Origin of the sequence: Bacillus sp. FSL K6-0255, assembly GCF_045040725.1 — a bacterium.
Classification (GTDB): domain Bacteria; phylum Bacillota; class Bacilli; order Bacillales; family Bacillaceae; genus Bacillus; species Bacillus subtilis.
Map to the genome: position 1 here is coordinate 2,416,542 of NZ_CP150278.1, position 23,498 is coordinate 2,440,039.

26 protein-coding genes are annotated in these 23,498 nt (G+C 42.0%); 6 read left to right on the forward strand and 20 right to left on the reverse strand.

The window, feature by feature from the left end; translation table 11 throughout:
* Positions 1-71: 71 nt before the first annotated feature.
* The gene (yqgA, locus tag MHB62_RS12375; RefSeq protein WP_009967754.1) at positions 72-500 is read right to left on the reverse strand and encodes a cell wall-binding protein YqgA; all 429 of its coding nucleotides are present in this window, start codon (positions 498-500) and stop codon (positions 72-74) included.
* A 276-nt stretch (positions 501-776) separates the two neighbouring features.
* Between yqgA and MHB62_RS12380 the strand changes: the two genes are divergently transcribed.
* A complete protein-coding gene (locus tag MHB62_RS12380) occupies positions 777-1,076 on the forward strand; it encodes a LysM domain-containing protein (protein WP_003230087.1) in 300 nt (99 codons plus the stop codon).
* A gap of 122 nt (positions 1,077-1,198) precedes the next feature.
* Positions 1,199-2,332 carry a flavodoxin-dependent (E)-4-hydroxy-3-methylbut-2-enyl-diphosphate synthase gene (gene ispG / locus MHB62_RS12385; protein WP_010886567.1) on the forward strand — a complete coding sequence of 378 codons (1,134 nt, stop codon included), beginning with the start codon at positions 1,199-1,201 and terminating at the stop codon, positions 2,330-2,332.
* 25 nt (positions 2,333-2,357) lie between these two features.
* Here ispG and MHB62_RS12390 read toward each other — a convergent pair whose 3' ends face one another.
* A complete protein-coding gene (locus MHB62_RS12390) occupies positions 2,358-2,747 on the reverse strand; it encodes a DUF308 domain-containing protein (RefSeq protein ID WP_074794481.1) in 390 nt (129 codons plus the stop codon).
* Positions 2,748-2,879: 132 nt separating this feature from the next.
* Here MHB62_RS12390 and MHB62_RS12395 point away from each other — a divergent pair, with 132 nt between their 5' ends.
* A complete protein-coding gene (locus tag MHB62_RS12395; RefSeq protein ID WP_003246215.1) occupies positions 2,880-3,461 on the forward strand; it encodes a nucleotidase in 582 nt (193 codons plus the stop codon).
* Positions 3,462-3,503: 42 nt separating this feature from the next.
* Here the strand turns inward: MHB62_RS12395 and zur are convergent, their stop codons facing one another.
* Positions 3,504-3,941 carry a zinc uptake transcriptional repressor Zur gene (zur, locus tag MHB62_RS12400; RefSeq protein ID WP_003230079.1) on the reverse strand — a complete coding sequence of 146 codons (438 nt, stop codon included), beginning with the start codon at positions 3,939-3,941 and terminating at the stop codon, positions 3,504-3,506.
* A 137-nt stretch (positions 3,942-4,078) separates the two neighbouring features.
* Positions 4,079-4,960, reverse strand: a complete 882-nt coding sequence (locus MHB62_RS12405; protein ID WP_003230077.1) for a YitT family protein — start codon at positions 4,958-4,960, stop codon at positions 4,079-4,081.
* A 115-nt stretch (positions 4,961-5,075) separates the two neighbouring features.
* Here MHB62_RS12405 and MHB62_RS12410 point away from each other — a divergent pair, with 115 nt between their 5' ends.
* Complete coding sequence (locus MHB62_RS12410; RefSeq protein WP_003230076.1) at positions 5,076-5,330, forward strand: DUF2624 domain-containing protein; 255 nt, start codon at positions 5,076-5,078, stop codon at positions 5,328-5,330.
* A gap of 26 nt (positions 5,331-5,356) precedes the next feature.
* Here MHB62_RS12410 and MHB62_RS12415 read toward each other — a convergent pair whose 3' ends face one another.
* Both MHB62_RS12415 and cshB read right to left on the reverse strand, forming a co-directional pair.
* A complete protein-coding gene (locus tag MHB62_RS12415) occupies positions 5,357-6,250 on the reverse strand; it encodes a deoxyribonuclease IV (RefSeq protein ID WP_009967756.1) in 894 nt (297 codons plus the stop codon).
* Positions 6,251-6,259: 9 nt separating this feature from the next.
* Positions 6,260-7,576 carry a DEAD-box ATP-dependent RNA helicase CshB gene (gene cshB / locus MHB62_RS12420; protein ID WP_032677120.1) on the reverse strand — a complete coding sequence of 439 codons (1,317 nt, stop codon included), beginning with the start codon at positions 7,574-7,576 and terminating at the stop codon, positions 6,260-6,262.
* Positions 7,577-7,744: 168 nt separating this feature from the next.
* On the opposite strand from cshB, the gene vrrA reads away from it, so the two are divergent.
* Complete coding sequence (gene vrrA / locus MHB62_RS12425) at positions 7,745-8,488, forward strand: VrrA/YqfQ family protein (protein ID WP_032677119.1); 744 nt, start codon at positions 7,745-7,747, stop codon at positions 8,486-8,488.
* A 122-nt stretch (positions 8,489-8,610) separates the two neighbouring features.
* On the forward strand, positions 8,611-9,555 hold the full coding sequence (locus tag MHB62_RS12430; protein ID WP_003246170.1) for a 4-hydroxy-3-methylbut-2-enyl diphosphate reductase: 945 nt from the start codon (positions 8,611-8,613) through the stop codon (positions 9,553-9,555).
* A 22-nt stretch (positions 9,556-9,577) separates the two neighbouring features.
* On the opposite strand, the gene MHB62_RS12435 is transcribed toward MHB62_RS12430, so the two are convergent.
* From MHB62_RS12435 to MHB62_RS12500, 14 genes are all read right to left on the reverse strand, one after another.
* Positions 9,578-10,699 carry a Nif3-like dinuclear metal center hexameric protein gene (locus MHB62_RS12435; RefSeq protein WP_032722126.1) on the reverse strand — a complete coding sequence of 374 codons (1,122 nt, stop codon included), beginning with the start codon at positions 10,697-10,699 and terminating at the stop codon, positions 9,578-9,580.
* Positions 10,692-11,342, reverse strand: a complete 651-nt coding sequence (trmK, locus tag MHB62_RS12440; RefSeq protein WP_032722127.1) for a tRNA (adenine(22)-N(1))-methyltransferase TrmK — start codon at positions 11,340-11,342, stop codon at positions 10,692-10,694. The genes MHB62_RS12435 and trmK overlap by 8 nt, the downstream gene beginning before the upstream one ends.
* A gap of 256 nt (positions 11,343-11,598) precedes the next feature.
* Positions 11,599-11,961 (reverse strand): cytochrome c550, encoded by a 363-nt coding sequence (gene cccA / locus MHB62_RS12445; RefSeq protein WP_003230068.1) that lies wholly within the window; start codon positions 11,959-11,961, stop codon positions 11,599-11,601.
* Positions 11,962-12,289: 328 nt separating this feature from the next.
* Positions 12,290-13,405, reverse strand: a complete 1,116-nt coding sequence (gene rpoD, locus MHB62_RS12450; RefSeq protein ID WP_003226225.1) for an RNA polymerase sigma factor RpoD — start codon at positions 13,403-13,405, stop codon at positions 12,290-12,292.
* Positions 13,406-13,603: 198 nt separating this feature from the next.
* Entirely contained in the window at positions 13,604-15,415 is a 1,812-nt protein-coding gene (gene dnaG / locus MHB62_RS12455) for a DNA primase (RefSeq protein WP_014480290.1), read from the reverse strand.
* 33 nt (positions 15,416-15,448) lie between these two features.
* Positions 15,449-15,943 carry a YaiI/YqxD family protein gene (locus MHB62_RS12460; RefSeq protein ID WP_003230065.1) on the reverse strand — a complete coding sequence of 165 codons (495 nt, stop codon included), beginning with the start codon at positions 15,941-15,943 and terminating at the stop codon, positions 15,449-15,451.
* Positions 15,944-16,196: 253 nt separating this feature from the next.
* Entirely contained in the window at positions 16,197-17,009 is an 813-nt protein-coding gene (locus tag MHB62_RS12465; RefSeq protein ID WP_032722128.1) for a pyruvate, water dikinase regulatory protein, read from the reverse strand.
* Positions 17,010-17,034: 25 nt separating this feature from the next.
* Entirely contained in the window at positions 17,035-17,673 is a 639-nt protein-coding gene (gene ccpN, locus MHB62_RS12470) for a transcriptional regulator CcpN (RefSeq protein ID WP_003237058.1), read from the reverse strand.
* A gap of 132 nt (positions 17,674-17,805) precedes the next feature.
* Positions 17,806-19,845, reverse strand: a complete 2,040-nt coding sequence (glyS, locus tag MHB62_RS12475; RefSeq protein ID WP_032722129.1) for a glycine--tRNA ligase subunit beta — start codon at positions 19,843-19,845, stop codon at positions 17,806-17,808.
* A complete protein-coding gene (glyQ, locus tag MHB62_RS12480) occupies positions 19,838-20,725 on the reverse strand; it encodes a glycine--tRNA ligase subunit alpha (protein ID WP_003226213.1) in 888 nt (295 codons plus the stop codon). The genes glyS and glyQ overlap by 8 nt, the downstream gene beginning before the upstream one ends.
* A gap of 296 nt (positions 20,726-21,021) precedes the next feature.
* On the reverse strand, positions 21,022-21,789 hold the full coding sequence (recO, locus tag MHB62_RS12485) for a DNA repair protein RecO (protein ID WP_014477369.1): 768 nt from the start codon (positions 21,787-21,789) through the stop codon (positions 21,022-21,024).
* A gap of 36 nt (positions 21,790-21,825) precedes the next feature.
* Positions 21,826-21,969, reverse strand: coding sequence for a YqzL family protein (locus MHB62_RS12490; RefSeq protein WP_003230053.1), 144 nt, complete (start codon positions 21,967-21,969; stop codon positions 21,826-21,828).
* Positions 21,970-22,116: 147 nt separating this feature from the next.
* Positions 22,117-23,022: a GTPase Era gene (gene era, locus MHB62_RS12495; RefSeq protein ID WP_003230051.1), complete on the reverse strand. Its 906-nt coding sequence runs from the start codon at positions 23,020-23,022 to the stop codon at positions 22,117-22,119.
* On the reverse strand, positions 23,003-23,413 hold the full coding sequence (locus MHB62_RS12500) for a cytidine deaminase (RefSeq protein WP_032722130.1): 411 nt from the start codon (positions 23,411-23,413) through the stop codon (positions 23,003-23,005). The genes era and MHB62_RS12500 overlap by 20 nt, the downstream gene beginning before the upstream one ends.
* Positions 23,414-23,498: the final 85 nt, after the last annotated feature.

A 23,498-nucleotide genomic window follows, 5' to 3' on the forward strand; every position in this document is an offset into this window, starting at 1 on the left:
CCTAGCTTTCAGAATTAAATCATCAACAAGTTAGAATTATCTTCTTTCCTTCTATTCTCATTATTGAACTGTTATCTTTTTTGTGGGTTTATGTATACAAATGCAGCTCCCTTAGCTTTCCCCTTATATACTGATAAACCTACTGCCCAAGGTGTTCCTGTCGGTTTTGGTAATTTACTGAAGTAAAACTTTTTGGTTGGAGTTCTACTTGAAAAGTACCCTGAATATTGCGGGCCAATGTCCCCACCCTCAACTATAGATACACCAAAGCTCTTATAATTTAGTTTACCGCATTTTCCATTTGTTTCGGCGTAAGCATCAATAGATGTTGCACTCTTAGTATATGTATAAGCATCTGTAATAACTCTTATTTTACAACCAGAAATACCACTTACCGGTTGCCAACCACTGCTTGCAGCCTCTGCTTTTTCTTTAGGTGCAACTACCAAAGTTAACATTAGTAGCAAAATTAAAAACACAGAAAATTTTCCTTGCTTCATTTTGTAGATCCTCCTTTAAACTATTACATAATTATCCTAACAGATCCATTGTTCATTGTAAATAATGGAATACGAGTTTTATATTATAAAAGCCTCTTTTTGATCTAATTTTGCACTATTTTCTATTTTCTATCTGAAGTTAATGTTTAGTCGAAGAAATCCTGTCAAAAAAGCGCCTGTATAAAAACCGAGCATTCGCAGTCTCTTTTCTTTTGTCATGAATCGAAATGGACAAGCATACTATGGTATAAAATTTCGTATGCGGGAGGAAAAGCGATGAAGCGTCTCACCTTAGTATGCAGCATTGTTTTTATACTTTTTATTCTTTTTTATGACCTTAAAATTGGAACCATACCCATTCAGGACCTCCCTGTCTATGAAGCATCAGCAAAAACGGCTGTACAAGAACCGGCTTATAAAACGGTGAAGGTAAAGCCGGGTGATACGGTTATGTCGATAGTCGGATCAGCAGGTTCTCCGGATGACATTGTAAAGGATTTTGAAGCACTGAATCCAAATGTGAAAGCTAACGCCATTCAAGCCGGAACAGCGTATAAATTCCCGGTCTACCCTTAATTTAACGTTAATTTCTTGTCAGTTCGGCGAAGACACTGTTACAATGTAATTTGTAAAATAAATTCACATAAACCATACTAGAATTGTTATATCTAGAAGCGGCAACTACAATTAAGGAGCGATTGCAAGTGAGTGAAATCACACATCGTACAAAAACGCGTCCCGTCAAAGTGGGACCTTTAACAATAGGCGGCAACAATGAAGTTGTCATCCAAAGCATGACAACAACAAAAACACATGATGTAGAAGCAACGGTTGCGGAAATTAACCGTTTGGCTGAAGCCGGATGCCAAATCGTTCGGGTAGCATGTCCGGATGAACGGGCGGCAAACGCCATTGCGGATATTAAAAAGCGCATTTCCATTCCTCTCGTTGTTGACATACATTTCGATTATAAACTTGCGTTGAAAGCCATTGAAGGCGGCGCAGATAAAATCCGAATCAACCCCGGCAATATCGGCCGGCGCGAAAAAGTTGAAGCGGTTGTTAAAGCGGCCAAAGACAAAGGCATTCCGATCAGAATCGGAGTAAACGCCGGTTCATTGGAAAAACGGATTTTAGAAAAATACGGTTATCCGACTGCCGATGGAATGGTAGAAAGCGCACTTCATCACATTAAAATTCTTGAGGATCTTGATTTTCACGATATTATTGTCAGCATGAAGGCCTCTGACGTGAACCTTGCAATCGAGGCTTATGAAAAAGCAGCGAAAGCGTTTGACTACCCGCTTCACCTCGGGATCACCGAGTCAGGAACACTGTTTGCCGGCACAGTAAAGAGCGCAGCAGGACTCGGCGCCATTTTAAGCAAAGGCATCGGGAACACCATGCGCATTTCACTAAGCGCAGACCCTGTAGAAGAGGTAAAAGTAGCAAGGGAGCTTCTGAAATCTTTCGGCTTAGCCTCCAATGCTGCCACGCTCATCTCATGCCCGACTTGCGGCCGTATTGAGATTGATCTAATCAGCATTGCCAATGAAGTGGAAGAGTATATTTCTAAGATAAAAGCGCCGATTAAAGTTGCTGTTCTCGGCTGCGCTGTAAACGGACCTGGTGAAGCGAGAGAAGCTGATATCGGAATCGCCGGCGCACGCGGTGAAGGGCTGCTGTTCCGGAAAGGGAAAATTGTCCGTAAGGTTCCAGAGGAAACGATGGTAGAAGAACTCAAAAAAGAAATTGACATTCTTGCTGAGGAACACTACGCAAAACTTGAAGCTGAAAAAGCAAAATTAAAAGAAGAAACACAAAAAGCTTGACGGGAACCCGTCAAGCTTTTTTGTGTTAGAAAAATGGAATAATAAATATTCCAAGCACTAATGAAACGACACCGATACCCATTGCCCAGGCGCCAAGGCCTTGAGCACCTCTTCTTCTTGCGATATAGCCGACAATAATACCAGCAGCTCCCAATAAAACAGGCAGTACAAACAATGAAATGATGGACAAGGCTAAAGCGATATATCCTATTCCCCGTCCTTCATTGACATTGCCGCCGCTGCGATCATTGTCTTGGTCATTGCTGCGGTCAGCAGCACGATAAGGCTCTGCGATTTCAGCAGCTGTTTCCTCAAAAAAACCGTCATTGTCGCGGTTAATATTTGTCCCTTCAGATCCATGATCAACATAGTAACTGTTGTTATCACGCTTTTCGTAATCGTTTGCCACCTTCAATTCCCCCTTCTGTTTTATTAAAGGAGCTTTTATAGTTTGATCCATTTTGCCTGATTCATGTTTGCTAAACTTTTCTGTTAATGTCAATTGTTTATGTTACACTTGAAGGGATGAAACTGAAGGAGTGTGGGCATGTTACGCTTAGGAATAGATATTGACGGCACAATCACGGCTCAGGATACATTCGTCCCTTATTTGAACCGTTCGTTTAATCTTTCCATTTCATTAAACGATATGACGGATTATGATTTAACAAAGCTGTTAAACATTACCCAGGAAGAATTTTGGGATTGGATGAATCAAAATGAAGCGATCATATATAAGGAAGCATTGCTTGCACAGCATGCGAAACAGTCACTTGATCTTCTCAAAGAGGAGCACAAGCTTATTTATATTACAGCGAGACGGACTCATTTAACTGATATTACCTATGAATGGTTTGACAGACAAAACATTCATTATGACCACATCGAACTCGTTGGCGGTCATCACAAAGTTGAAGCGGTCAAGAATCATAACATCGACCTGTTTTTTGAGGATCATCACGGTAACGCCATGATGATTGCGAAAGAAGCCGGGATACCGGTGATTTTGTTCAATTCCCCTTATAATCAGCTTCCGATTGATTCAAACATCATCAGAGTAAACAACTGGCTAGAAGCCGTTCAATGGATGAACAACAACAAGCATCACTTAATACGCGTCAATAACTGAAAAAGGAGCCCAAACCGGGCCCCTTTTTCATATATACGCATTTTACGCAGTAGTGTTGTCTTGGTTTTCCGCTGTACAATCAGGGCATGTGCCGTAAATCTCAAATTTATGTCCGCTGACCTGATAGCCATCCAAATCATCACAAAGCTTGTCCATCGGACATGATTCAATTTCCTTTGTTTTGCCGCAGGCAAGACAAATAAAATGATGGTGGTGATGGGTGAATGAACACTTAAATCGGAAGAGCTTTTCACCGGACAGCTCAGTTGTTTCCAAAATCCCAAGTTCTTCATATAAAGAAAGATTTCTGTAGATTGTATCAAAGCTTAAGCCTGGATAATCATCATTCAGTGCAGACAGTACGTTTTTAGCGGTAAGATATCTGTCTGAATCAGCAAAAAGCTGCAGCATATCCTCCCGTTTGTTTGTATATTTATATCCGTTTTCTTTTAGTAGGTTCAGCGCTTCTTGTACGTTCATGAAGGGTCCCCCTTTTCGCTTTGCTTAAGAACGTATTACATGTATGAAAAAGAAAATGGCAGCTGTCTGTCCAGCAAGCCATTTTCTTTACTGCAGATAAAATTATACCCATAAAATGAATAAAAGTAAATGAAAGCCTAGTGGATTGCGTTTTTGAATTTTCCGCCTCTCGTTTCATGAGTATTCATAATTGTTATGAATGCATTTTGATCAACTTCAAACACGATCGATTTGAGCTTTGTCACTTCCAGCCTTGTGACAACCGCGTAAATTACGTCTTTTTCTTCGTCCGTATACCCGCCTTTCCCCTTCAGCTTCGTTGTGCCCCGACCAAGACGGTGCAAAATCGCGTCGGAAATCTCATCATACTGCTCAGACACAATAATGACAGCTTTTGTTTCATCAAGCCCTTGGATCACGGCATCAATCGTTTTCATCGCAATATAATAAGTCATGAATGAGTACATCGCTTGCTCAGGACCGAACACAAAAACTGCCCAAATGAAAATGAACACATTGATGAACATAACGAACTCACCTACTGAAAACGGGAGTTTTTTGGTCAGCAAAATACCGAGAATTTCTGTACCATCCATTGAACCTCCGTTTCGAATAACAAGCCCGACGCCAAAGCCGAGTAAAAGACCTCCGAACACAGTAGCCAAAATAGGCTGGGTTGTAATGGCTTCTACATGGTGAAGTGAGGATTCAATAACGGCAAGCCCGACAATCCCTATAAACGTAGAGACTAGAAAGGTCTTACCGATATATTTATATCCGAAGATCATAAAAGGAATATTTAATATGACAACGAAAAAAGCGAAATTCAGAAAGGGGTTTGACATAAAGAGGTGGTCTAAAATAAGTGATACACCGATAATCCCGCCATCAATAAAATCATTGGGGATTAAAAATAATTCAATACTTACAGCCGCAGATGCAGCTCCTACCAGAATCATAAAGACCCTGAAAATAAAATGGGTAAATGTTTCTTTCTTATGTTGTTTTGTTGGGGTCATAAAATCTCCTTTCCTGCAATAACTATTTTAAATACATTATAAATCTATTTTACCATTAAACACTGACACATTTTACTGATTTGCCCATACATTAAGTCTGGAGGTGGAATGACCGATGATTTTATTTCAAAGAATTATTTTGCAGCGGCTTAATCAGGCTACTGCTGATGATTTGCTGAAGTACTCAAAACAATACGGAATCAGCTTAACAAGATCGCAGGCCGTTGAAGTAGCGAACCTGTTATACGGGAAAAATGTAAACATCTTTAATGAGAGTGAACGAATGCGGCTGCTGAAACAAGTAGAGACGATTACATCGAAAGAAACAGCTCAAACAGTTAATGAACTATTCAAACAATTTACAAGCTAAAAAATGGGGGTGTTATCCCCCATTTTTTATTGCTGTAAAATCTTTTCAAGCAATGTATCATCAAATTGTTTTTCTTTCAGCATTTCAATCTCAAAACGGTATGGCGGTTTTTTGTTCTTTTTATCTTCACCGACGTATGGTGTTTCAAGAATTTTTGGAATGTCTTTTAACTGCTCATGGTGAACAACATATTGCAGTGCGTCAAAACCTATTTCACCAAAGCCAATATTTTCATGGCGGTCTTTTCTCGCACCTTTGACATTTTTGCTGTCATTGATATGAAGCACTTTAATACGGTCAATGCCAATGATTTTATCGAACTCATTTAGCACTCCGTCAAAGTCTTCGACAATGTTATACCCGGCATCATGTGTATGGCACGTGTCAAAGCACACTGACAGCTGCTCATTGTGTGTAACGCCTTCGATAATCTGCGCAAGCTCCTCAAAGCTTCTGCCGCATTCTGATCCTTTTCCAGCCATTGTTTCTAATGCAATCTGGACATTTTGATTCGGATCAATCACTTCATTTAAGCCTTCAATAATTTTTTTGATGCCCGCTTCAGCTCCTGCCCCTACGTGAGCGCCAGGATGAAGGACAATTTGCTTCGCTCCGATGGCCGCTGTCCGTTCAATTTCTGAACGAAGAAAATCAACACCCAGCTCAAAAGTGGACGGATTTGTCGTGTTGCCAATATTAATAATATAAGGCGCGTGTACGATAATCTCGTCAATGCCGTTTTCTTGCATATGTGCCCGGCCTGCTTCTATATTTAAGTCTTCAATTTTCTTTCGGCGCGTATTTTGCGGTGCGCCTGTATAGATCATAAACGTATTCGCCCCATAAGAGACTGCTTCCTGGCTTGCAGCCAGAAGCATATGTTTTCCGCTCATAGAGACGTGTGAGCCTATTCTCAGCAACAGGTTCCCCTACTTTCTTTTGTTAGATTGGTTTCTTCTCTGTTTTTTCTTGATTTTCTCCATCTCATAGCTCATTTTCTTTTTATACCCAGGCTTAACCTTCTTCGGCTTTTTCACGAGACGATGAGCAATTTCATCCGCTTCATTCGGCGTTTTTTTACGTTTTTTGCGGCGCTGACGGTCATCGCCTTTTTTCCATTCGCCCTTTTCAAGCTCTAAGTACTCAAATTCGATGCCCATTTTTTCAAGTCTTACTAATGCATCCTCATCAGTAAGCTCATAAATGGTCATCGCTTGTCCTGATGAGCCGGCACGAGCCGTTCTGCCCACACGGTGAACATAGAAATCGAGATCATCCGGCAGCTCATAGTTGATAACATGGCTGACACCTTTAATATCAATACCTCTTGCGGCAAGGTCAGTTGCAATGATATATGTGAATTCCAAATCATTGATCTGCTTCATGACTTTTTTCCGCTCACGTGGTGTTAATCCGCCGTGCAGCAAGCCGATTTTCATGCCTTTGCCAGTCAGATACTGGGCAATATGGTCAGCCGTATTTTTCGTGTTGGCAAACACAATCCCCAGGTATGGATTCAGATGCGACATGATGTCAAAAAGGAGCTTGTCCTTGTCACGATGTTTCGAAGGAATGAGGATATGCTCGATTTTCGCAGCAGTCACCTGTTTTGGCTCCACATGGGCGTATTTCGGATTTTCCATGTATTTCTTCAAGAATGGTTTCAGCTTTTCCGGTATGGTCGCTGAGAACACAAGCATTTGCAGATCCTCAGGCATGCGGGAACCGATGTAATCTACATCTGCAAGGAATCCCATGTCCAGCATTAAATCCGCTTCATCAATAACAAGAGATTCAGCTTTATGAACACTTAACGCCTGTTCTTTGATTAAGTCAGCAATCCGTCCGGGTGTACCGACAACAAGATGCGGCTGTATTTTCAATTTATCAATTGATTTTTGTTTATCAGTGCCTCCGATAAAACATTTCGAGCGAATCTGACTTCCTTCCTCACCCTGCGTGATTTTAAGCGCTTCCTGATAAATCTGGTTGGCTAGCTCTCTTGTCGGAGCCGTAATGACTACCTGAACGACATCCTTAGCAGGATCGATTTTGTTTAATAAAGGCAGTAAATAAGCGTGAGTCTTTCCAGTACCCGTCTGAGACTGGCCGATGACGCTTTCTTTTTTTAGCACTGCAGGGATCAGCCTTTTCTGGATATCAGTCGGTTCGTAAAAACCAAGGCGGTGTACTGCATCTATAATAAATGGTTTCAATTCATAAAGTTCAAATTTCGTTTCTTTCATTTTTCCCAGCTCCTTAAAGCGGCACATTATGTGTCCATCATCACATTATACCCGATTTTGCTTAAAAACACCACGTTTGCAAGGCGTTTGTTTTATTCAGTTATGTAAAGCAAATACCGCAGCCCATGCATATTCTAATAGCAGAGAGAGCTGAAAGGAGGTACAAGTATGTTTTCACCGCAGCAGCCAATGAGAAATTACCCACAGCCCGGACCGCCCCGCCCCATGCCAAATCAGCGAATGATGGGCAGAAGACCGCCTAATATGCGAGGACCTTCATTTGGAGCACAGCAGCAAGGTTTTCAGCAAGCCGGACAATTTCTTCCTCAGGCAAATGCCGGAGCGAGAAATAGTGCAGGTTCAGGCGGAGGCTTAAAAGGAATGCTGTCAAGGTTCCTACCCGGCGGAGGAGGCGCTGGCAGCGCCGGAGTTCCCGGAGTTCCAGGAGCAGGTGCCGCAGCGAGCGGAGGTGCTGGCCTGCAAGGCATTCAAAATATCGCCAATCCTGCATCATTATCCAGTATGCTTGGAAATGTGCAAAAAGTACTCGGCATGGCGCAGCAAGTCACCCCTATGATCCAGCAGTACGGCCCATTAGTCCGCAATCTGCCAGCAATGATGAAGCTGTACAGCCAATTAAGTAAAAGTGATGATACTGAGACAGAGACCAATGAGGAAAGTGAAAAACAATCCGTTTCAGAAGAATCATCAGAAAAAGAAAAAGAGACTGAAACAAAAACCTCAGATGGGAACAAAAAATCAAAACCAAAAAGTTCTTCTCTCCCAAAAAAATCTAAAACAACTGACAATAAAGAACAAGAATCAAAAACATCTGCCCCGAAGAAAAAGGAAGCTGCCTCTCCTGCTCCGAAAAGAACATCAGGCAGTTCAAAACCGAGATTATATATTTAACATTCTTTGATATCTGAAGTGAGATTGGCTATAATGAGATCAGAAGAATGCAAGAATAGAGCCGTTTGATTACGGCTTTTTATATTGCCTTTACTCACTTCAGTATTGGAGGACAACCGAAAATGGACGTAATTAAAATTTCACCGCGTGGCTATTGCTATGGTGTTGTTGATGCTATGGTCATTGCCAAAAATGCGTCACTAGATAAAAGCTTGCCAAGACCCATCTATATACTCGGGATGATTGTTCATAATAAACACGTCACTGATGCGTTTGAAGAGGAAGGGATTTTTACATTGGACGGCTCTAACCGTCTGGACATCTTAAAGCAGGTTGACAAAGGAACTGTCATTTTCACTGCGCACGGTGTTTCTCCCGAAGTCAGAAGAATCGCAGAAGAAAAAGGGTTAGTCGCAATTGATGCTACATGTCCGGATGTGACAAAAACTCATAATCTAATCTTAGAGATGAAAGAAAAAGGATATCACGTGATCTATATCGGCAAAAAAGGGCATCCAGAGCCTGAGGGAGCCGTTGGCGTAGCGCCGGAGATCGTTCACTTAGTTGAAACAGAAGAAGATGTAAAGAACCTTGATATCCAATCTGAGAAGTTAATCGTGACGAATCAAACAACAATGTCTCAATGGGATGTTCACGACATTATGGAGCTTGTCAAAGAAAAATATCCTCATGTCGAATATCACCAAGAGATTTGCCTCGCTACTCAAGTGCGGCAGGAAGCTGTATCAGAGCAGGCAAAAAAAGCGGACTTAACAATCGTTGTCGGAGACCCGAAAAGCAACAATTCAAATAGGCTTGCTCAAGTGTCAGAGGAAATAGCCGGGACAAAAGCATACCGGATCGGCGACTTAAGCGAATTGAAGCTCGAATGGCTGAAAGGCGTTAATACCGTTGCAGTTACAGCGGGAGCTTCAACACCGACGCCGATCACAAAAGAAGTCATTCGCTTTTTAGAGCAGTTTGATCACGAAGATCCATCAACTTGGACAACTGAACATAATATACCGCTCAAAAAAATACTTCCAAAAGTAAAAGCAAAAAACTGAGGCTGTAAAAGCCTCAGTTTTTTTATAGAAATATAAATGGATTTGTATCTGTTTCAGAAACAATGATATTCACGTCAAACTTTTTATCATTACACATTGATGTCAGTTTTCTCGTGACGCCTTCTTTCATGATTTTTTCCGCGTAATGGCCCGGATCAACCACATTTAGGCCAAGCATCATCGCATCATGGGCCACATGGAAGTATAAATCTCCTGTGACGTAAACATCGGCTCCCTTTCGTTTTGCATGATGAATATACTTGTTTCCATCTCCACCAAGAACAGCTACTTTTTTCACCATGCTGTCAGCATCCCCAACCATTCTGACACCATTGACGTCAAGCTTGTCTTTCACAAATAAAGCGAATTCCTTGAGCGTCATCTCATTTTTAAGGGTTCCGACACGGCCGAGCCCTTTTTCGGCGGGAGTCTGTTCGACAGGATAGATATCGTAAGCGACTTCTTCATATGGATGGCTTTTTATCATTGCATTGATAACAGCCTTTTCGACGCTTTTAGGAAATACAGTCTCAAGCCTTACTTCATGAACAAGCTCAAGCTCTCCCACTTCACCGATAAAAGGCTTAGCTCCCTCTAATGGCTTAAAGCTGCCGATTCCTTCAGATGAAAACGCGCAATGGCTGTATTCACCGATATGGCCGGCCCCCGCATTTCCGAGCGCGGCTCTGACCTGCTCTTCATATTCCTTCGGCACGTAAACTGCCAGCTTTTTCAGAGGATCCGTATAAGTAGGTGCCAGCACTTCCGTCTCACTCAGCTCTAATGCTTCAGCAAGCAAATCATTCACGCCGCCGTCCGCAACGTCTAAATTTGTATGAGCTGCATAAACAGCAATATCATGCTTCAAACACTTTTCAATTAACCTTCCGGCAGGCTGATCTGTTGAAATATGCTTTAGCGGCCGGAAAATAGGAGGATGGTGTGCAATAATCAAGTCAACCTCTTTTTCAATCGCTTCATCGATAACGCTCTCTAACACATCAAGTGTAACCATCACATTTTTAATTGGTTTGTTTAAGGTGCCGATTTGCAGGCCGATTTTATCTCCTTCAACCGCATAGGCTTTCGGGGAAAATTGTTCAAACAGCTGGATGATCTGCTGCCCATTTACACTTTTAGCCATGATCGATTACCTCCTTTAACAGCTCCATTCGATCAGCGAGCTCCTTTAATTTTTGTTTGTTTTGCTCTGTATCCGCCGCTTGGCTGATCTGTTCATAAATGCTTTGAGTGTGCTGAAGCTCTTGTGTCCACTTTTTCAAAAAGACAGCATTTTTTTCTTTTGCCAAGAAAGGGCCGACGAGCATCCCGGCTGATAAAGAAATACCGTCATAAGCCGCATCCCTGTCTCCCGCTTCTGCCACCAGCACCTCATAGCACTTTCCGTCCTCTTCAAGGATTACCTCATCTATCAGCGCATATCTTTCTTTATAAAGCCACTCCCTGATATGAACAGCATGAATATTCGGCTGTAAAATGAGCCGTTCCTTCCCCGTTAATTTGTCTTTGCCCGCTTCTAAAATGTGAGCGATCAAAGATCCGCCCATTCCGGCAATCGTAATGGCATCAGCTTCACCTTTTTTAATCACTTCCAGTCCGTCTCCCTGCCTTACAGAAATGTGCGAGTTTAAGCCTGATTTTTCAACCTGCCGCTTTGCAGACAAAAATGGGCCGTCTGTTATTTCTCCGGCAATCGCCCCGCTGGCTTTATGATTCAGCACCGCATAACAAGGAAGGTAGGCGTGGTCAGAGCCGATATCGGCCATCACCGCTCCATTCGGTATGTACTCCGCTACTGTTTGCAATCGTTTAGATAATTTTAATTCGTTCACTTGTCATCACAACTTTTCTCAATCATTTTTTCCTTTACTATCATATAAAAAATCAGCCCGGAATCCAAGCTGAAGCAAATGATTTTGAAATTATTTCTTTTGATGCGGGTCTGCACGCGGCAGTCAAAAATAAAAGGCTGTCGAAAACATCTCGGCGGCCTGTGAATGTATAAAGAGAAAAATAGTTCTTTTATTTAATTTTTGACACCCACTCTGCCATATCATCCAGCTTATCGGCAGGAACAAGACCGGAAGGCATTCCATTACCGCCTTTTTCGATCTTTGTTTTAATTTCAGCGACATCTTTCTTATCCCCTACACCTTTTAAGCTCGGACCCGAAACACCTTCATAATTTTCACCGTGGCATGCGATGCAGTTTGCCTTGTAAATTTCTTCTGGTGAAGCGTTTGCATCTTTCTTTTCAGCAGATTTGCTTTCTCCTCCGCTTGCAATCTCCCGAGAGTCATCAAGTCCTTTTACTGATAAAAAGAAAGTTAGACCAATTCCTAAAACAGCGATCAGCAAAAATGGAATAAGCGGGTTCCATTTCATTTCCCTTCCCCCTTTTTGATCCTTCCCCCTATGTAAACACTTCTAATTCTAACTTATTTTTACAAAAAGTAAATGGATTGCTATACAAAAGTTTTTTATTCACACTTTATACAAAATTGAATTGAAACATGCCTAAATCTCTAATATCCTTTTTATTCTATTGTATAATGTATTGTATACGCTTACAATAGAAAATATGGAATTAGATTTTGAAATTTTTCACCACAATGTTCATTTGCAAATGACATCATTTTTCAGTAAAATAAAGGCATATTATCCATATATCTTTTTTAAAAAAGAAGAACGGATCTTCAAGACCCGTTCCATCTTATTCAAGGAAATCTTTCAAACGTTTACTTCTGCTAGGATGTCTTAGTTTCCGCAACGCTTTGGCTTCGATTTGTCGAATACGCTCTCTCGTTACTCCAAATACTTTGCCGACCTCTTCTAATGTTCTTGTACGGCCGTCATCAAGACCGAATCGAAGACGCAATACATTTTCTTCACGATCAGTTAACGTATCAAGCACATCTTCCAGCTGCTCTTTCAATAGCTCGTATGCGGCGTGGTCAGAAGGTGAAGTTGCTTCTTGGTCTTCAATGAAATCACCAAGGTGCGAGTCATCCTCTTCACCGATCGGTGTTTCCAGAGATACCGGCTCTTGAGCAATCTTTAAGATTTCGCGTACTTTTTCAGGCGTTAAATCCATATCTTCCGCAATTTCTTCAGGTGTTGGTTCTCTGCCTAAGTCTTGCAGTAATTGACGCTGCACACGGATTAATTTATTAATGGTTTCAACCATATGAACGGGAATCCGGATCGTTCTCGCCTGATCGGCAATGGCGCGTGTAATCGCCTGTCTGATCCACCACGTAGCATACGTACTGAATTTATAACCTTTGCGATAATCAAATTTTTCAACGGCTTTCATCAGGCCCATGTTTCCTTCCTGGATCAGATCAAGGAACAGCATACCGCGTCCGACATACCGTTTTGCGATACTGACAACAAGCCGCAGGTTCGCTTCAGCCAATCTGCGTTTAGATTCTTCGTCACCTTCTTCAATCTTTTGAGCGTAGGCGATTTCTTCTTTTGCAGAAAGAAGGTTAACCCGACCGATTTCCTTTAAATACATACGAACTGGGTCATTGATTTTAACGCCAGGCGGTACACTTAGGTCATTAAGGTCAAATTCTTCTTCGGCTTTGGCAAGCTGCTGAATATTAGGATCTTCTGTTTCTTCATTCTCACTAATTAATTCAACACCTTGTTCACCTAAAAATTCATAATACTCATCCATTTGGTCTGATTCAATTTCAAAGCTGGACATACGCTCAGCAATTTCTTCATATGTCAAAACGCCACGTTTTTTACCAGACTCTGTTAATTGCTCTTTTACTTGGTCGAATGTTAATTCTGTCTCGTGGGTTTGTTTATCAGCCATTATGGATCCCTCCTTCCAAAGCTTGCAACGAATTCTATAAGCGGTATGATTCTTATTCGGTCCATTCAGGCGTTTTCTATGTGAACTGCCTTTAACAATGTGCGAATAATGAAATGACAATTCATGATGAGGTTAAGCGATCTATTTGCTCCTCCGCAAGGAATCATTGCCAATACATGCTCCTCATCAGTTCTCCAGTTATTTTAAAGATCGGTTCAATGTAACGATTTCTTGAGCCAGAGAAGCAGCTCTTAAAAAATCTTTTTGCCTTTCGGCTTCGGCTCTTTCCGCCTCTTTTTCTTTTATCATTGACCAATTTCTTTGATTCAACACTTTTTTTACATAATCTGATAACTCGGCTTCGCTAAGCTCTTGATTAACCTGAAGCATTAATATATCAGACAAGAGCTGGCTTATATGATCATCCGTCACCCTGGCCATCAGATGCTGAGGCGTCAGCTCGGCTCCCTCTTCATAAAAAGCATAAAGATAGGCGGCTAATGCCCGGTGCTCATCAATATTAAATTGAAACCCTACCCGGTCAATCACTTTTTTGATGACGCTCCGATCTCGAAGCATGTGAGCGAGTAACAGCCTTTCTGCATTTTCATACGCCGGACGCAAACGTTTTTGCCTTGCTTTTGTCGTCAGATGCGCTCGCCGCGTTTTTGTTTCACCGCTATTGTCAGCAGGTTTGTTTTGCTTGCTGAAAACAGACAGCTGCTCAGTTAAAGACTCCTGTGAAAGCGAAAACTCTGAAGCAAGCTGCTTTACATAGACTTCCTGCTCTAGAGACCCTGAAAGCGTGCTGATTTCTTTCAGTACGTCTTTAATGTAAGCTAGTCGGTCGCCTTCATCGGACAGGTTCTTTCCTTTTCGGAAATATTGCATTTTGAACGCCATTACGGTGACACTGGCGTCAATAATGTCATTTTTAAATTTTTCCCCGCCGAATTTTTTGATGTAATCATCAGGGTCCAATCCGTCAGGAATCATTGCAACTCTGACTTTGCAGCCTTTTTTTTGCAGAAGCTCCGAAGCTTTTAAGGTGGCTTCATAACCGGCTTTATCAGAGTCATAGCAAAGAATGATTTCTTCGACGTTTCTTCTCAGGATCTTGACATGATCATCTGTAAGAGACGTTCCCATCGTGGCTATGCTTTCTTTTACACCCGAGCTTACGGCCGATATGACATCAGCAAACCCTTCAAATAAGACTGCTCTTTCCTGCTTTCTGATATGAAGGCGGGCCTTATAAAAATTGTAAAGCAGTTTGCTTTTATGAAAGAGCGGGGTTTCAGGACTGTTCATATACTTAGGCTGCTGGCTGCCAAGAGCCCTGCCTGAGAAAGCAACAACAGCCCCGTGATGATCATGGATCGGAAACATGACACGGTTTCTGAAGCGGTCGAAATATCCGCTTCCGTCTTCGCGTCTGATCAGGAGACCCGCTTTTTCCATTTGCGCCTCACTAAATCCCCTCTTTACAAGGAATTTCGTGATAAAGTCCCAAGAATCAAGAGCATAGCCAATCTGAAATTCATCAATCAGCTCTTTCGTAAAGCCCCTAGAAAGCAGATAATCCAGTGCCTCTTGACCTTCTTTTGTATTTATTAACAAATGATGGTAAAATTTCTTCAGGAGCTCATGTGCCTCAGCCATTTTTTGTTCTCCAGAAGACTCTGGCCGGGCTCCGGAATGGACTGTTATATCATCTGGAAAATCAATTTGGTATTTGTCAGCAAGGTGAGAAACCGACTCGGCAAAAGAATAGCCTTCCATCTGCCTTAAAAAAGAGAAAACATTGCCGCCCGCTCCGCAGCCAAAGCAATGAAAAATCTGTTTGTCGGGCGATACGGAAAACGAAGGTGTGCTTTCTCCATGAAAAGGACAGAGTCCAAAGTAGTTTCGGCCTTGCTTCTTTAATTGAACATAATCACCTATGACTTCAACGATATCTGCCGACTTTTGCACCTGATCCACAATTTCATCTGGTATCCGATTTCCCATCTTATAACACTCCGTCGTACATTATTCGATGCTTTAGTGCAAAATCCCTTCATCGTTCGACAGGATTTTTTGCAGCAGTGTAATAAATCGTTCTCGATCTTCTTTATTCAATTTTTTAGGCCCTTTGGCATATACGCCTTTTCTTCTTTGTTTGCCGGAAAAATGACGGCCCTCTAGGGCAAAATCAATCGTGTCTTCCTTGTAAAGACGACCTCTTTCCGACATAACAGAGACATTTCTGTTCAACAGCAGAGATGCTAATCCGATGTCCTGCGTCACAACAATATCTCCCGGTTTCACGTGATTTGCGATATATAAATCAGCAGCTTCTTTATGAGGATCAACATACTTCCATTTTTCTTCATTGCTTCTGGAAAGCTGATAATGTTCAAATGAAGCGACAAAAAGAACTTGAACTTCATACTCGGATGCTGTTTGTAAAATTTCATCTTTTACCGGACAAGCATCAGCATCGACAAAAATCGTCTTTTCTTGTTCATTAAGAAGAGTAATTCTCCATCCCTCCATTAAACTCCTGCATAAAAGCAAGCAAAATCGCACATCCTTTATTATTGTGGATGTATATGAATTTGTCGAAAAATTTCCGGGAGAAATTCTTGACATCTTACCCATAATAGTTTATTCGTATCACACGATCCTTAAACCTAAAATTAATCATTTTATCACAATTTTTTATTATAATACAAACTTCACAAAGATGCTATTGTTTTTCATTATTCCCTTTTGGCACAGCCAAAAACCCAGGATAGAGCGTCCTGAGTTATATGTTTTTTGTTTTGAGATGATGGATAATATTTGCTGTTTCCTCAACCGCTTTATTTGAAACATCAACAACCTGGCAGCCGATCCGATCCACAATCTTTTCGAAATACTCGAGTTCCTCTTTGATTCTGTTGATATTTGCATAAATCGCTTTATCATTAAGCCCGAGTGATTTTAAACGTTCTTTTCTGATATGATTCAGTTTATCAGGGCTAATCTTTAAACCGATGCATTTTTTCGGATCAACGTTAAAGAGTTCTTCCGGCGGATCAACCTCCGGTACAATCGGAACATTGGCAACCTTCAGGCGTTTGTGTGCGAGATATTGAGACAGCGGTGTTTTAGACGTTCTTGACACGCCGATCAAAACGATATCAGCTTTTAAAATCCCTCTTGGATCACGTCCATCATCGTATTTAACTGCAAACTCGATGGCCTCCACTTTTTTGAAATAATCTTCATCAAGCTGGCGCACCCGCCCCGGTTCGTATTTCGCTGTTAAACCGTAGGCTGTTTCCATTTTATCAATCAACGGGCCGATAATATCATAATATAAAACATTTGCTTTTTCCGCTTCGGCTATCAAATATTCTCTGATTTCCGGCACCACGAGTGTAAAACAGATAATGCCGCAGTCTGCCTTTGCAAGTGAAATCACTTCATTGATAGTGCCTATATCTTCAACATAAGGAATTCTTCTTACATGAGTATCATCCGCCGATCCGTTAAATTGGCTGAGTGCTGCTTTTACTACCAATTCAGCCGTTTCACCGACGGAATCCGATACAACATAGATGATGCGGTTATTCATATTATCCCCCCGTTAGTTTGCAATCTTATAGGATTTCATTTTCAGATAAACTGACAAGTATTTTGGTCATATTTGTTTTTGTCACTCTGCCGATCACTTCAAAGCCTTTATCGGTGTCTTTGATGACAGGCAGTGCATCAATTTGTTTTTCTATTAAGTGCTTTGCAATGTCCATCACATAATCCTCGCGTCTGCACACCGTAATGTTCGGCATCCTTGTCATGATGATGTGAACAGGGACCGATGTAAGCTCCTGCTGGCCAATGCTCGCTCTGAGCAAGTCTTTTCGTGAAAGCACCCCGACTAAAACAGCATCGCGGTCCACCACAAACAGAGTACCTACATCTTCTAAAAACATGGTGCAAATCGCATCGTACACAGAAACGTTTTCGTGAATCACTACGGGGATAGATTGAAAGTCTTTCACCTGAAGCTTTTTGAGTTTATCCGCCAAAAGCTGTGTGCCGGTTTTTCCCGTATAGAAATAACCGACTCTCGGGCGCGCCTCGAGGAATCCTGACATGGTGAGTATGGCTAAATCCGGGCGCAATGTCGCCCTGGTTAGGTTCAGCTTTTCTGCAATATGCTCCCCTGTAATCGGCCCGTTTTCTTTTACAATCTGCAAAATATGTTCTTGCCGTTTATTTAGTTCGATCGTACTCACCACCTTTTCACTTCATAGCTATGTAAAGAAATAATAATCCATATTATAACGTAAATATCTTGTAATCAAACAAAAAACTTATATATGGGGAAAAGACGATTACCGATCACACAGCAACCGCCTTTTCTCTCTTTATTTTACAATAAGGGCATTCATATTCGCAAAGGACTTGATCTCATCCGCCAAGCTTACCATTTGCGCTAAACGATTTGCCTTTAATGACTCATTATCCGCTATAACCATTGTATGATCGAAGTAAGCATCGATCGGTTCTTTTAAGGCTGCAAGTGAAGCAAGCGCCGCCTCATAATCTTTTTTGCTGAAGTTTTCCTGCAGATTTTGCTTCGCTGTTTGGTAGGCATCAAACAGTTTTGCTTCGTATTCATTTTCAAACAGATCAGGCTGAATGTCTCCGCGGACTCCTTTTTTGCTGATAGAGATCACTCGGCCTAACGCTTCGGCTGTTTCCTTAAAGCCAGGTGCACCAAGCTTTTGCTCCAGTACTTGTGCTTTATGCAGCGCAGAGTACGGCTCAAGCTCAGAGCTTTCCAGCACGGCGTCAATGACATCATGTCTGATTTGTTCAGCATTCAAGACATATTTCAAGCGCTGAGTGAAGAAATCCAGCAGTTCATTTTCTTTATCGGTTTGAACGAAAGTAAGCAGCTCTTCAAATGAAATTCCCCAGTTGCGGTCAAGAAGAATCGCAACAATACCGCTTGCTTGGCGGCGCAGTCCGTAAGGGTCCTGGGAACCGGTCGGAATTACGCCGATAGAGAAGAATGAAGCGATTGTGTCAAGCTTATCCGCCATTGCTACAACAGCTCCGGTGAAAGTAGAAGGCGTTTCTCCGCCCGCTGATCTAGGCATATAATGTTCATTAACTGCCGCAGCCACAGCTTCATCTTCGCCAAGCATTCTCGCATACTTTTCGCCCATAATTCCTTGAAGTTCAGGGAATTCATATATCATATGCGTCACAAGGTCGAATTTAGAAATTTCAGCAGCCCGCTTCACATGTTTTAATGTATCTTCATCAGCCTGAAGACGAACGGCAAGTTTCTCTGCGATTGATGTGACTCTCCTAACCTTATCAGCAAGAGAACCAAGCTCTTCATGGAAAACGATATTTTCAAGTTTCTTCACATTTGCATCAATGTTTAGTTTCTGATCTTCCTTGTAGAAGAATGAAGCATCAGATAAACGTGCGCGCAGCACTTTTTCATTGCCTCGGGCCACATTTTCAATCGCGTGGCTGTTGCCGTTTCGGACTGTGATAAAGTGAGGCAGCAGGTCACCGTTTTTGTCTTTGACAGGGAAGTAGCGCTGATGCTCTTTCATTGTTGTGACAAGCACTTCTTCAGGAATTGACAGAAACTCGGATTCAAATGAACCGTAAAGAGCTGTCGGGTATTCTACTAAATGATTCACTTCATCAAGAAGGTCTTCGTCAACTGGAATGCTCCAATTGTTTTCAGCAGCCATTGTTTCCAGCTGAGATTGAATCATTTGCTTTCGGACGCTAGGATCAGCAATAACATGCTGTTCTTTCAGCTGCTCTTCATAAGCTGAAGGTGATTCAATTGACACTTCATGTCCGAGGAAACGGTGTCCCTGTGTTGTCCGTCCAGACTCAACGTTTGTGATCGAAAATGGAATGACATCCTGTCCAAATAATGCGACAATCCATTTGATCGGTCGGATATAACGCAAATCTTCATTTCCCCAGCGCATGTTTTTCGGGAAATGCAAGCTTGTAATTAAACCGCTCAATTCTGGCAGAAGCGACTTCGTTTCTTGGCCGGCTTGGAATTTTTGCACGAATACATACTCTATGCCTTTTACTTCTTTGATGTACAGGTCTTCCACATTTGCGCCTTGGCCTTTTGAAAAGCCGATTGCCGCTTTTGTCCAGTTCCCGTCCGCATCAAGGGCAATTTTTTTCGCAGGCCCTTTTGCTTCTTCTTTTATATCATCCTGCTTTTCTGCGACATCCTTAACGAACACAGCAAGACGTCTCGGTGTATTGAAGAGTTTCACTTCACCGTGAGTAATATTTTTTTCTTTAAGCCAGCCTGTCAGCTTGTCGCCAAGCTGAACCATGCTTTCATTCAAAAAGCGCGCCGGCATTTCCTCTAATCCGATCTCTAAAAGTAAATCCTGTTTACTCATGAGAAGAACCCTCCCCTTTAAGCATTGGGAACCCTAGTTTTTCTCGTTCCTCATAGTAGGTTTTTGCTACTTTTCTAGCTAAATTCCGCACTCTTGCGATATAGCCCGTCCGCTCGGTAACAGAGATCGCACCTTTGGCATCAAGCAGGTTGAAAGTGTGCGAGCATTTCAGCACATAGTCATATGCTGGATGAACAAGTCCGTTGTCCATTTGCTTGATCGCTTCTTTTTCATATGTGCTGAACAATTGGAACAGCATATCGACGTCTGATGTTTCAAACGTATAAACAGAATGCTCATATTCAGCCATCATGAATAAATCTTTTACTGTAAACCCTGACGTCCATTCCAAGTCAAACACGTTTTCTTTATCCTGGATATAAGACGCGAGACGCTCAATTCCATACGTAATCTCTACAGAAACGGGTTTACACTCTAATCCCCCGACCTGCTGGAAATACGTAAATTGTGTTATTTCCATTCCGTCAAGCCAAACTTCCCAGCCTAGACCCGCGCAGCCTAAAGACGGATTCTCCCAGTTGTCTTCAACAAAGCGAATATCGTGCTCAAGCGGATCAATTCCAAGAGCACGCAAGGAATCCAAATACAGCTCTTGAATGTTATCAGGTGACGGTTTAATAATGACCTGGAACTGATGATGCTGATACAGTCTGTTCGGGTTCTCCCCGTAGCGGCCGTCTGCCGGACGTCTGGAAGGCTCTACATAAGCCACTTTCCACGGCTCAGGACCGATACTGCGCAAAAATGTATACGGGCTCATCGTGCCGGCTCCTTTTTCTACATCGTAAGCCTGCATAAGCACACAGCCCTGACTGGACCAATGCTTTTGCAAGGTTAGAATCATGTCTTGAATATTCATTTCAAGCACCTCCACTTTTCTTTCATAAGTTGACTGCGGCAGCAACCAAAAAACTCCCGTCTCTATGCTTGCCAGCCGCAAACATAGGGACGAGAGTTCTCCCGCGGTTCCACCCTAGTTGCTGAGAACAAAATCCCAGCCTCTTTTTTAAAATTGCTCAAGAATGCCTTTCGTTGCGTGCTCATCCTTAGCTTACACCGCCCTAAGGTCGCTTTCATGAGGTAAACGCAAGTACTTCTTTCTCTCACTGCAACATATTTTATAATAAATGATCATATAAAAAGATGGACCAAAAGTCAACTTTTGTTTTCACCCATAAGATGTTTCATGCTTTCCATTTGATCTAAAAAGCGCTTTGATTTTAAATACAATCCCGAATATTCTTCGTAATATAAATCAATCACTTGCTTTAATTCAGCTTTTGTTTCCTCTTTTAAGGACACATTGCCGAGCCTCGACAGATCAAAATAGTAAAAGAGTCTTAACAGCCTTGCCGTTTGCGGTTTGATCGGTATCCTGTAAGGATCTTTTTCAAAACAGCGGTGGCATATAAAACCATTATCACGAACAGAGAAATGAAAGGTTCCGTCTTGGCTTTTACAATGTACACAATGATTTAGCTCAGGATACAGGCCCATGACACCGAGCATCTTCATTTGAACAATGAAGGTGATAACATCCGGATCTGTTCCTTCATTCAGCTGTTTTAATGACTCTAATATGAATTCAAATAAATAAGGATTTGGCTTTTTTTCTTCTGTGCCTCTGTCGACTAACTCAGCAATATAGGCAGCATATGCTGTTAAAAACAAGTCTTCCCTGATGCCTCTCATGCTGAGGATCATTTCCCCCTGCTGAAGCGTTCCGAGGCCCGATGTTTTTTGCATTAAGAAAGAACCATACAAAAAGGGCTGGCTGACTGCTGATAAACGGCTGTTCGGTTTTTTGGCGCCTCGTGCCATAACACCTATTTTTCCGTGTTCTCTTGTCAGTAAAGTTACGATTTTATTCGTCTCTCCGTAATCATTTGTGCGAAGAACGATTCCTTCACATTTTGTCAGCATTTCCGCACCTTCCTCAAGCAGGAGCGGCCAAGAGGTTTATAAAATTGGATAATCAAATCGGGCTAGCTCATCTTCTAGTTCTTCGGGTCTTTCCATGTTCTCTTTTTCCAGTTCTTTAAAAAGAAGATACGTATCAACATTTCCTGTTTGAGAAAATACGTTCCAGGTAAAATTCAACACAAGAAACCCACCTTTCTGTAGTTAAACTAGCTTACCTAAACTCCAAATTCTTACCTTTATCTTGACCAGATGTCCTCCATTTCATGTTAAACAAAATTTGCTAATGTATCCCTGTTCCTGTGAGATAATGACACACACAGCTAGAGATTAATATTCGTCCTCTTTAAAGCCAAAATCGCGAAGCTGGGACATTTTATTACGCCAGTCTTTCTGCACTTTCACCCACAATTCAAGGTAGACACGGGAGCCCAACAGTGCTTCAATATCCGCTCTCGCTCTTTTTCCAACCTCTTTTAGAAGGCTTCCTTTTTTACCGATCACGATGCCTTTCTGGGAATCCCGCTCGACCACAATCGTTGCCGCTACGTGCACAGAACCGTTGTCCTGCCCTTTGATGGATTCGATGGCCACCGCAATGCTGTGCGGGATTTCTTCTCTCGTCAAATGCAGCACCTTTTCCCTGATTAATTCAGAAATGATAAATCGCTCAGGGTGGTCAGTTACCTGGTCACTCGGATAGAATTGCGGCCCTTCCGGCAAATACGCTTCAATCTGAGCGAGCAAGGTTTCGATGTTATTTCCTTCTAAAGCAGAAATCGGAACAATTTCCTTAAAAGGATAACGTTTGCGGTATTCGTCAATTAGCAGAAGCAATTGGTCGGGATGAATTTTATCGATTTTGTTTACGATTAAGAATACAGGCGTAGACATCGTCTGCAATTTCTCAATGATGAATTCGTCGCCCTTCCCGTAGCCTTCCTCAGCATTGATCATAAACAAGATCAAATCGACTTCTTTTAATGTATTTTGCGCCACTTTCATCATAAAGTCCCCAAGCTTATGCTTAGGTTTATGAATCCCTGGTGTGTCAATAAAAATGGTTTGTGATGTGCCTGTCGTCAGTACTCCTTGCACCTTGTTTCTCGTCGTTTGGGGCTTATCGCTCATGATCGCGATTTTTTGTCCAATGACTCTGTTCAAAAATGTAGATTTTCCTACGTTTGGTCTTCCAATAATGGATACAAATCCTGATTTAAAGCTTTCGTTCGTCATGTAAATCCTCCGATGAAAATGCGCCTGGCAATAATTCTTCCACAGTCATTTCTTTTATTTGTCCTTGTAAATTAGTCAGTACGACAATAACGTCTTTTGTGCAAAGCTCAGAAATCACCTGGCGGCAGGCTCCGCACGGAGATACCGGTCCAGGGGTGTCAGCCGCAACGGCCAGCATCTGAAACTCTGTTTCCCCTTCAGAAACAGCTTTAAATAAAGCGGTACGCTCGGCGCAATTGCACATGCTGTATGCCGCGTTCTCAATGTTGCAGCCTCTGTACACTTTTCCATCCTTGGTAAGAAGAGCGGCTCCTACTTGGAATTTGGAATACGGCGCATATGCCATATCACGCGCTTTTAAAGCTTCTGTTATTAATTCTTGTCTGTTCATGTGTACATTCCTCTCTTACCTATAATGGTACCGCTATCACTTTATATTTTACATAATCGCGCGCTTTTTTTCACGCCCATTTCTA

Bases quoted from the DNA above. Each gene is read 5' to 3' on its own strand.
- yqgA (WP_009967754.1), bottom strand. From the start codon at position 500: ATGAAGCAAGGAAAATTTTCTGTGTTTTTAATTTTGCTACTAATGTTA.
- MHB62_RS12380 (WP_003230087.1), top strand. From the start codon at position 777: ATGAAGCGTCTCACCTTAGTATGCAGCATTGTTTTTATACTTTTTATT.
- MHB62_RS12395 (WP_003246215.1), top strand. From the start codon at position 2,880: ATGTTACGCTTAGGAATAGATATTGACGGCACAATCACGGCTCAGGAT.
- zur (WP_003230079.1), bottom strand. From the start codon at position 3,941: ATGAACGTACAAGAAGCGCTGAACCTACTAAAAGAAAACGGATATAAA.
- MHB62_RS12405 (WP_003230077.1), bottom strand. From the start codon at position 4,960: ATGACCCCAACAAAACAACATAAGAAAGAAACATTTACCCATTTTATT.
- MHB62_RS12410 (WP_003230076.1), top strand. From the start codon at position 5,076: ATGATTTTATTTCAAAGAATTATTTTGCAGCGGCTTAATCAGGCTACT.
- cshB (WP_032677120.1), bottom strand. From the start codon at position 7,576: ATGAAAGAAACGAAATTTGAACTTTATGAATTGAAACCATTTATTATA.
- vrrA (WP_032677119.1), top strand. From the start codon at position 7,745: ATGTTTTCACCGCAGCAGCCAATGAGAAATTACCCACAGCCCGGACCG.
- MHB62_RS12430 (WP_003246170.1), top strand. From the start codon at position 8,611: ATGGACGTAATTAAAATTTCACCGCGTGGCTATTGCTATGGTGTTGTT.
- MHB62_RS12435 (WP_032722126.1), bottom strand. From the start codon at position 10,699: ATGGCTAAAAGTGTAAATGGGCAGCAGATCATCCAGCTGTTTGAACAA.
- trmK (WP_032722127.1), bottom strand. From the start codon at position 11,342: ATGGCCGATATCGGCTCTGACCACGCCTACCTTCCTTGTTATGCGGTG.
- cccA (WP_003230068.1), bottom strand. From the start codon at position 11,961: ATGAAATGGAACCCGCTTATTCCATTTTTGCTGATCGCTGTTTTAGGA.
- rpoD (WP_003226225.1), bottom strand. From the start codon at position 13,405: ATGGCTGATAAACAAACCCACGAGACAGAATTAACATTCGACCAAGTA.
- dnaG (WP_014480290.1), bottom strand. From the start codon at position 15,415: ATGGGAAATCGGATACCAGATGAAATTGTGGATCAGGTGCAAAAGTCG.
- MHB62_RS12460 (WP_003230065.1), bottom strand. From the start codon at position 15,943: ATGGAGGGATGGAGAATTACTCTTCTTAATGAACAAGAAAAGACGATT.
- MHB62_RS12465 (WP_032722128.1), bottom strand. From the start codon at position 17,009: ATGAATAACCGCATCATCTATGTTGTATCGGATTCCGTCGGTGAAACG.
- glyS (WP_032722129.1), bottom strand. From the start codon at position 19,845: ATGAGTAAACAGGATTTACTTTTAGAGATCGGATTAGAGGAAATGCCG.
- glyQ (WP_003226213.1), bottom strand. From the start codon at position 20,725: ATGAATATTCAAGACATGATTCTAACCTTGCAAAAGCATTGGTCCAGT.
- recO (WP_014477369.1), bottom strand. From the start codon at position 21,789: ATGCTGACAAAATGTGAAGGAATCGTTCTTCGCACAAATGATTACGGA.
- era (WP_003230051.1), bottom strand. From the start codon at position 23,022: ATGACGAACGAAAGCTTTAAATCAGGATTTGTATCCATTATTGGAAGA.
- MHB62_RS12500 (WP_032722130.1), bottom strand. From the start codon at position 23,413: ATGAACAGACAAGAATTAATAACAGAAGCTTTAAAAGCGCGTGATATG.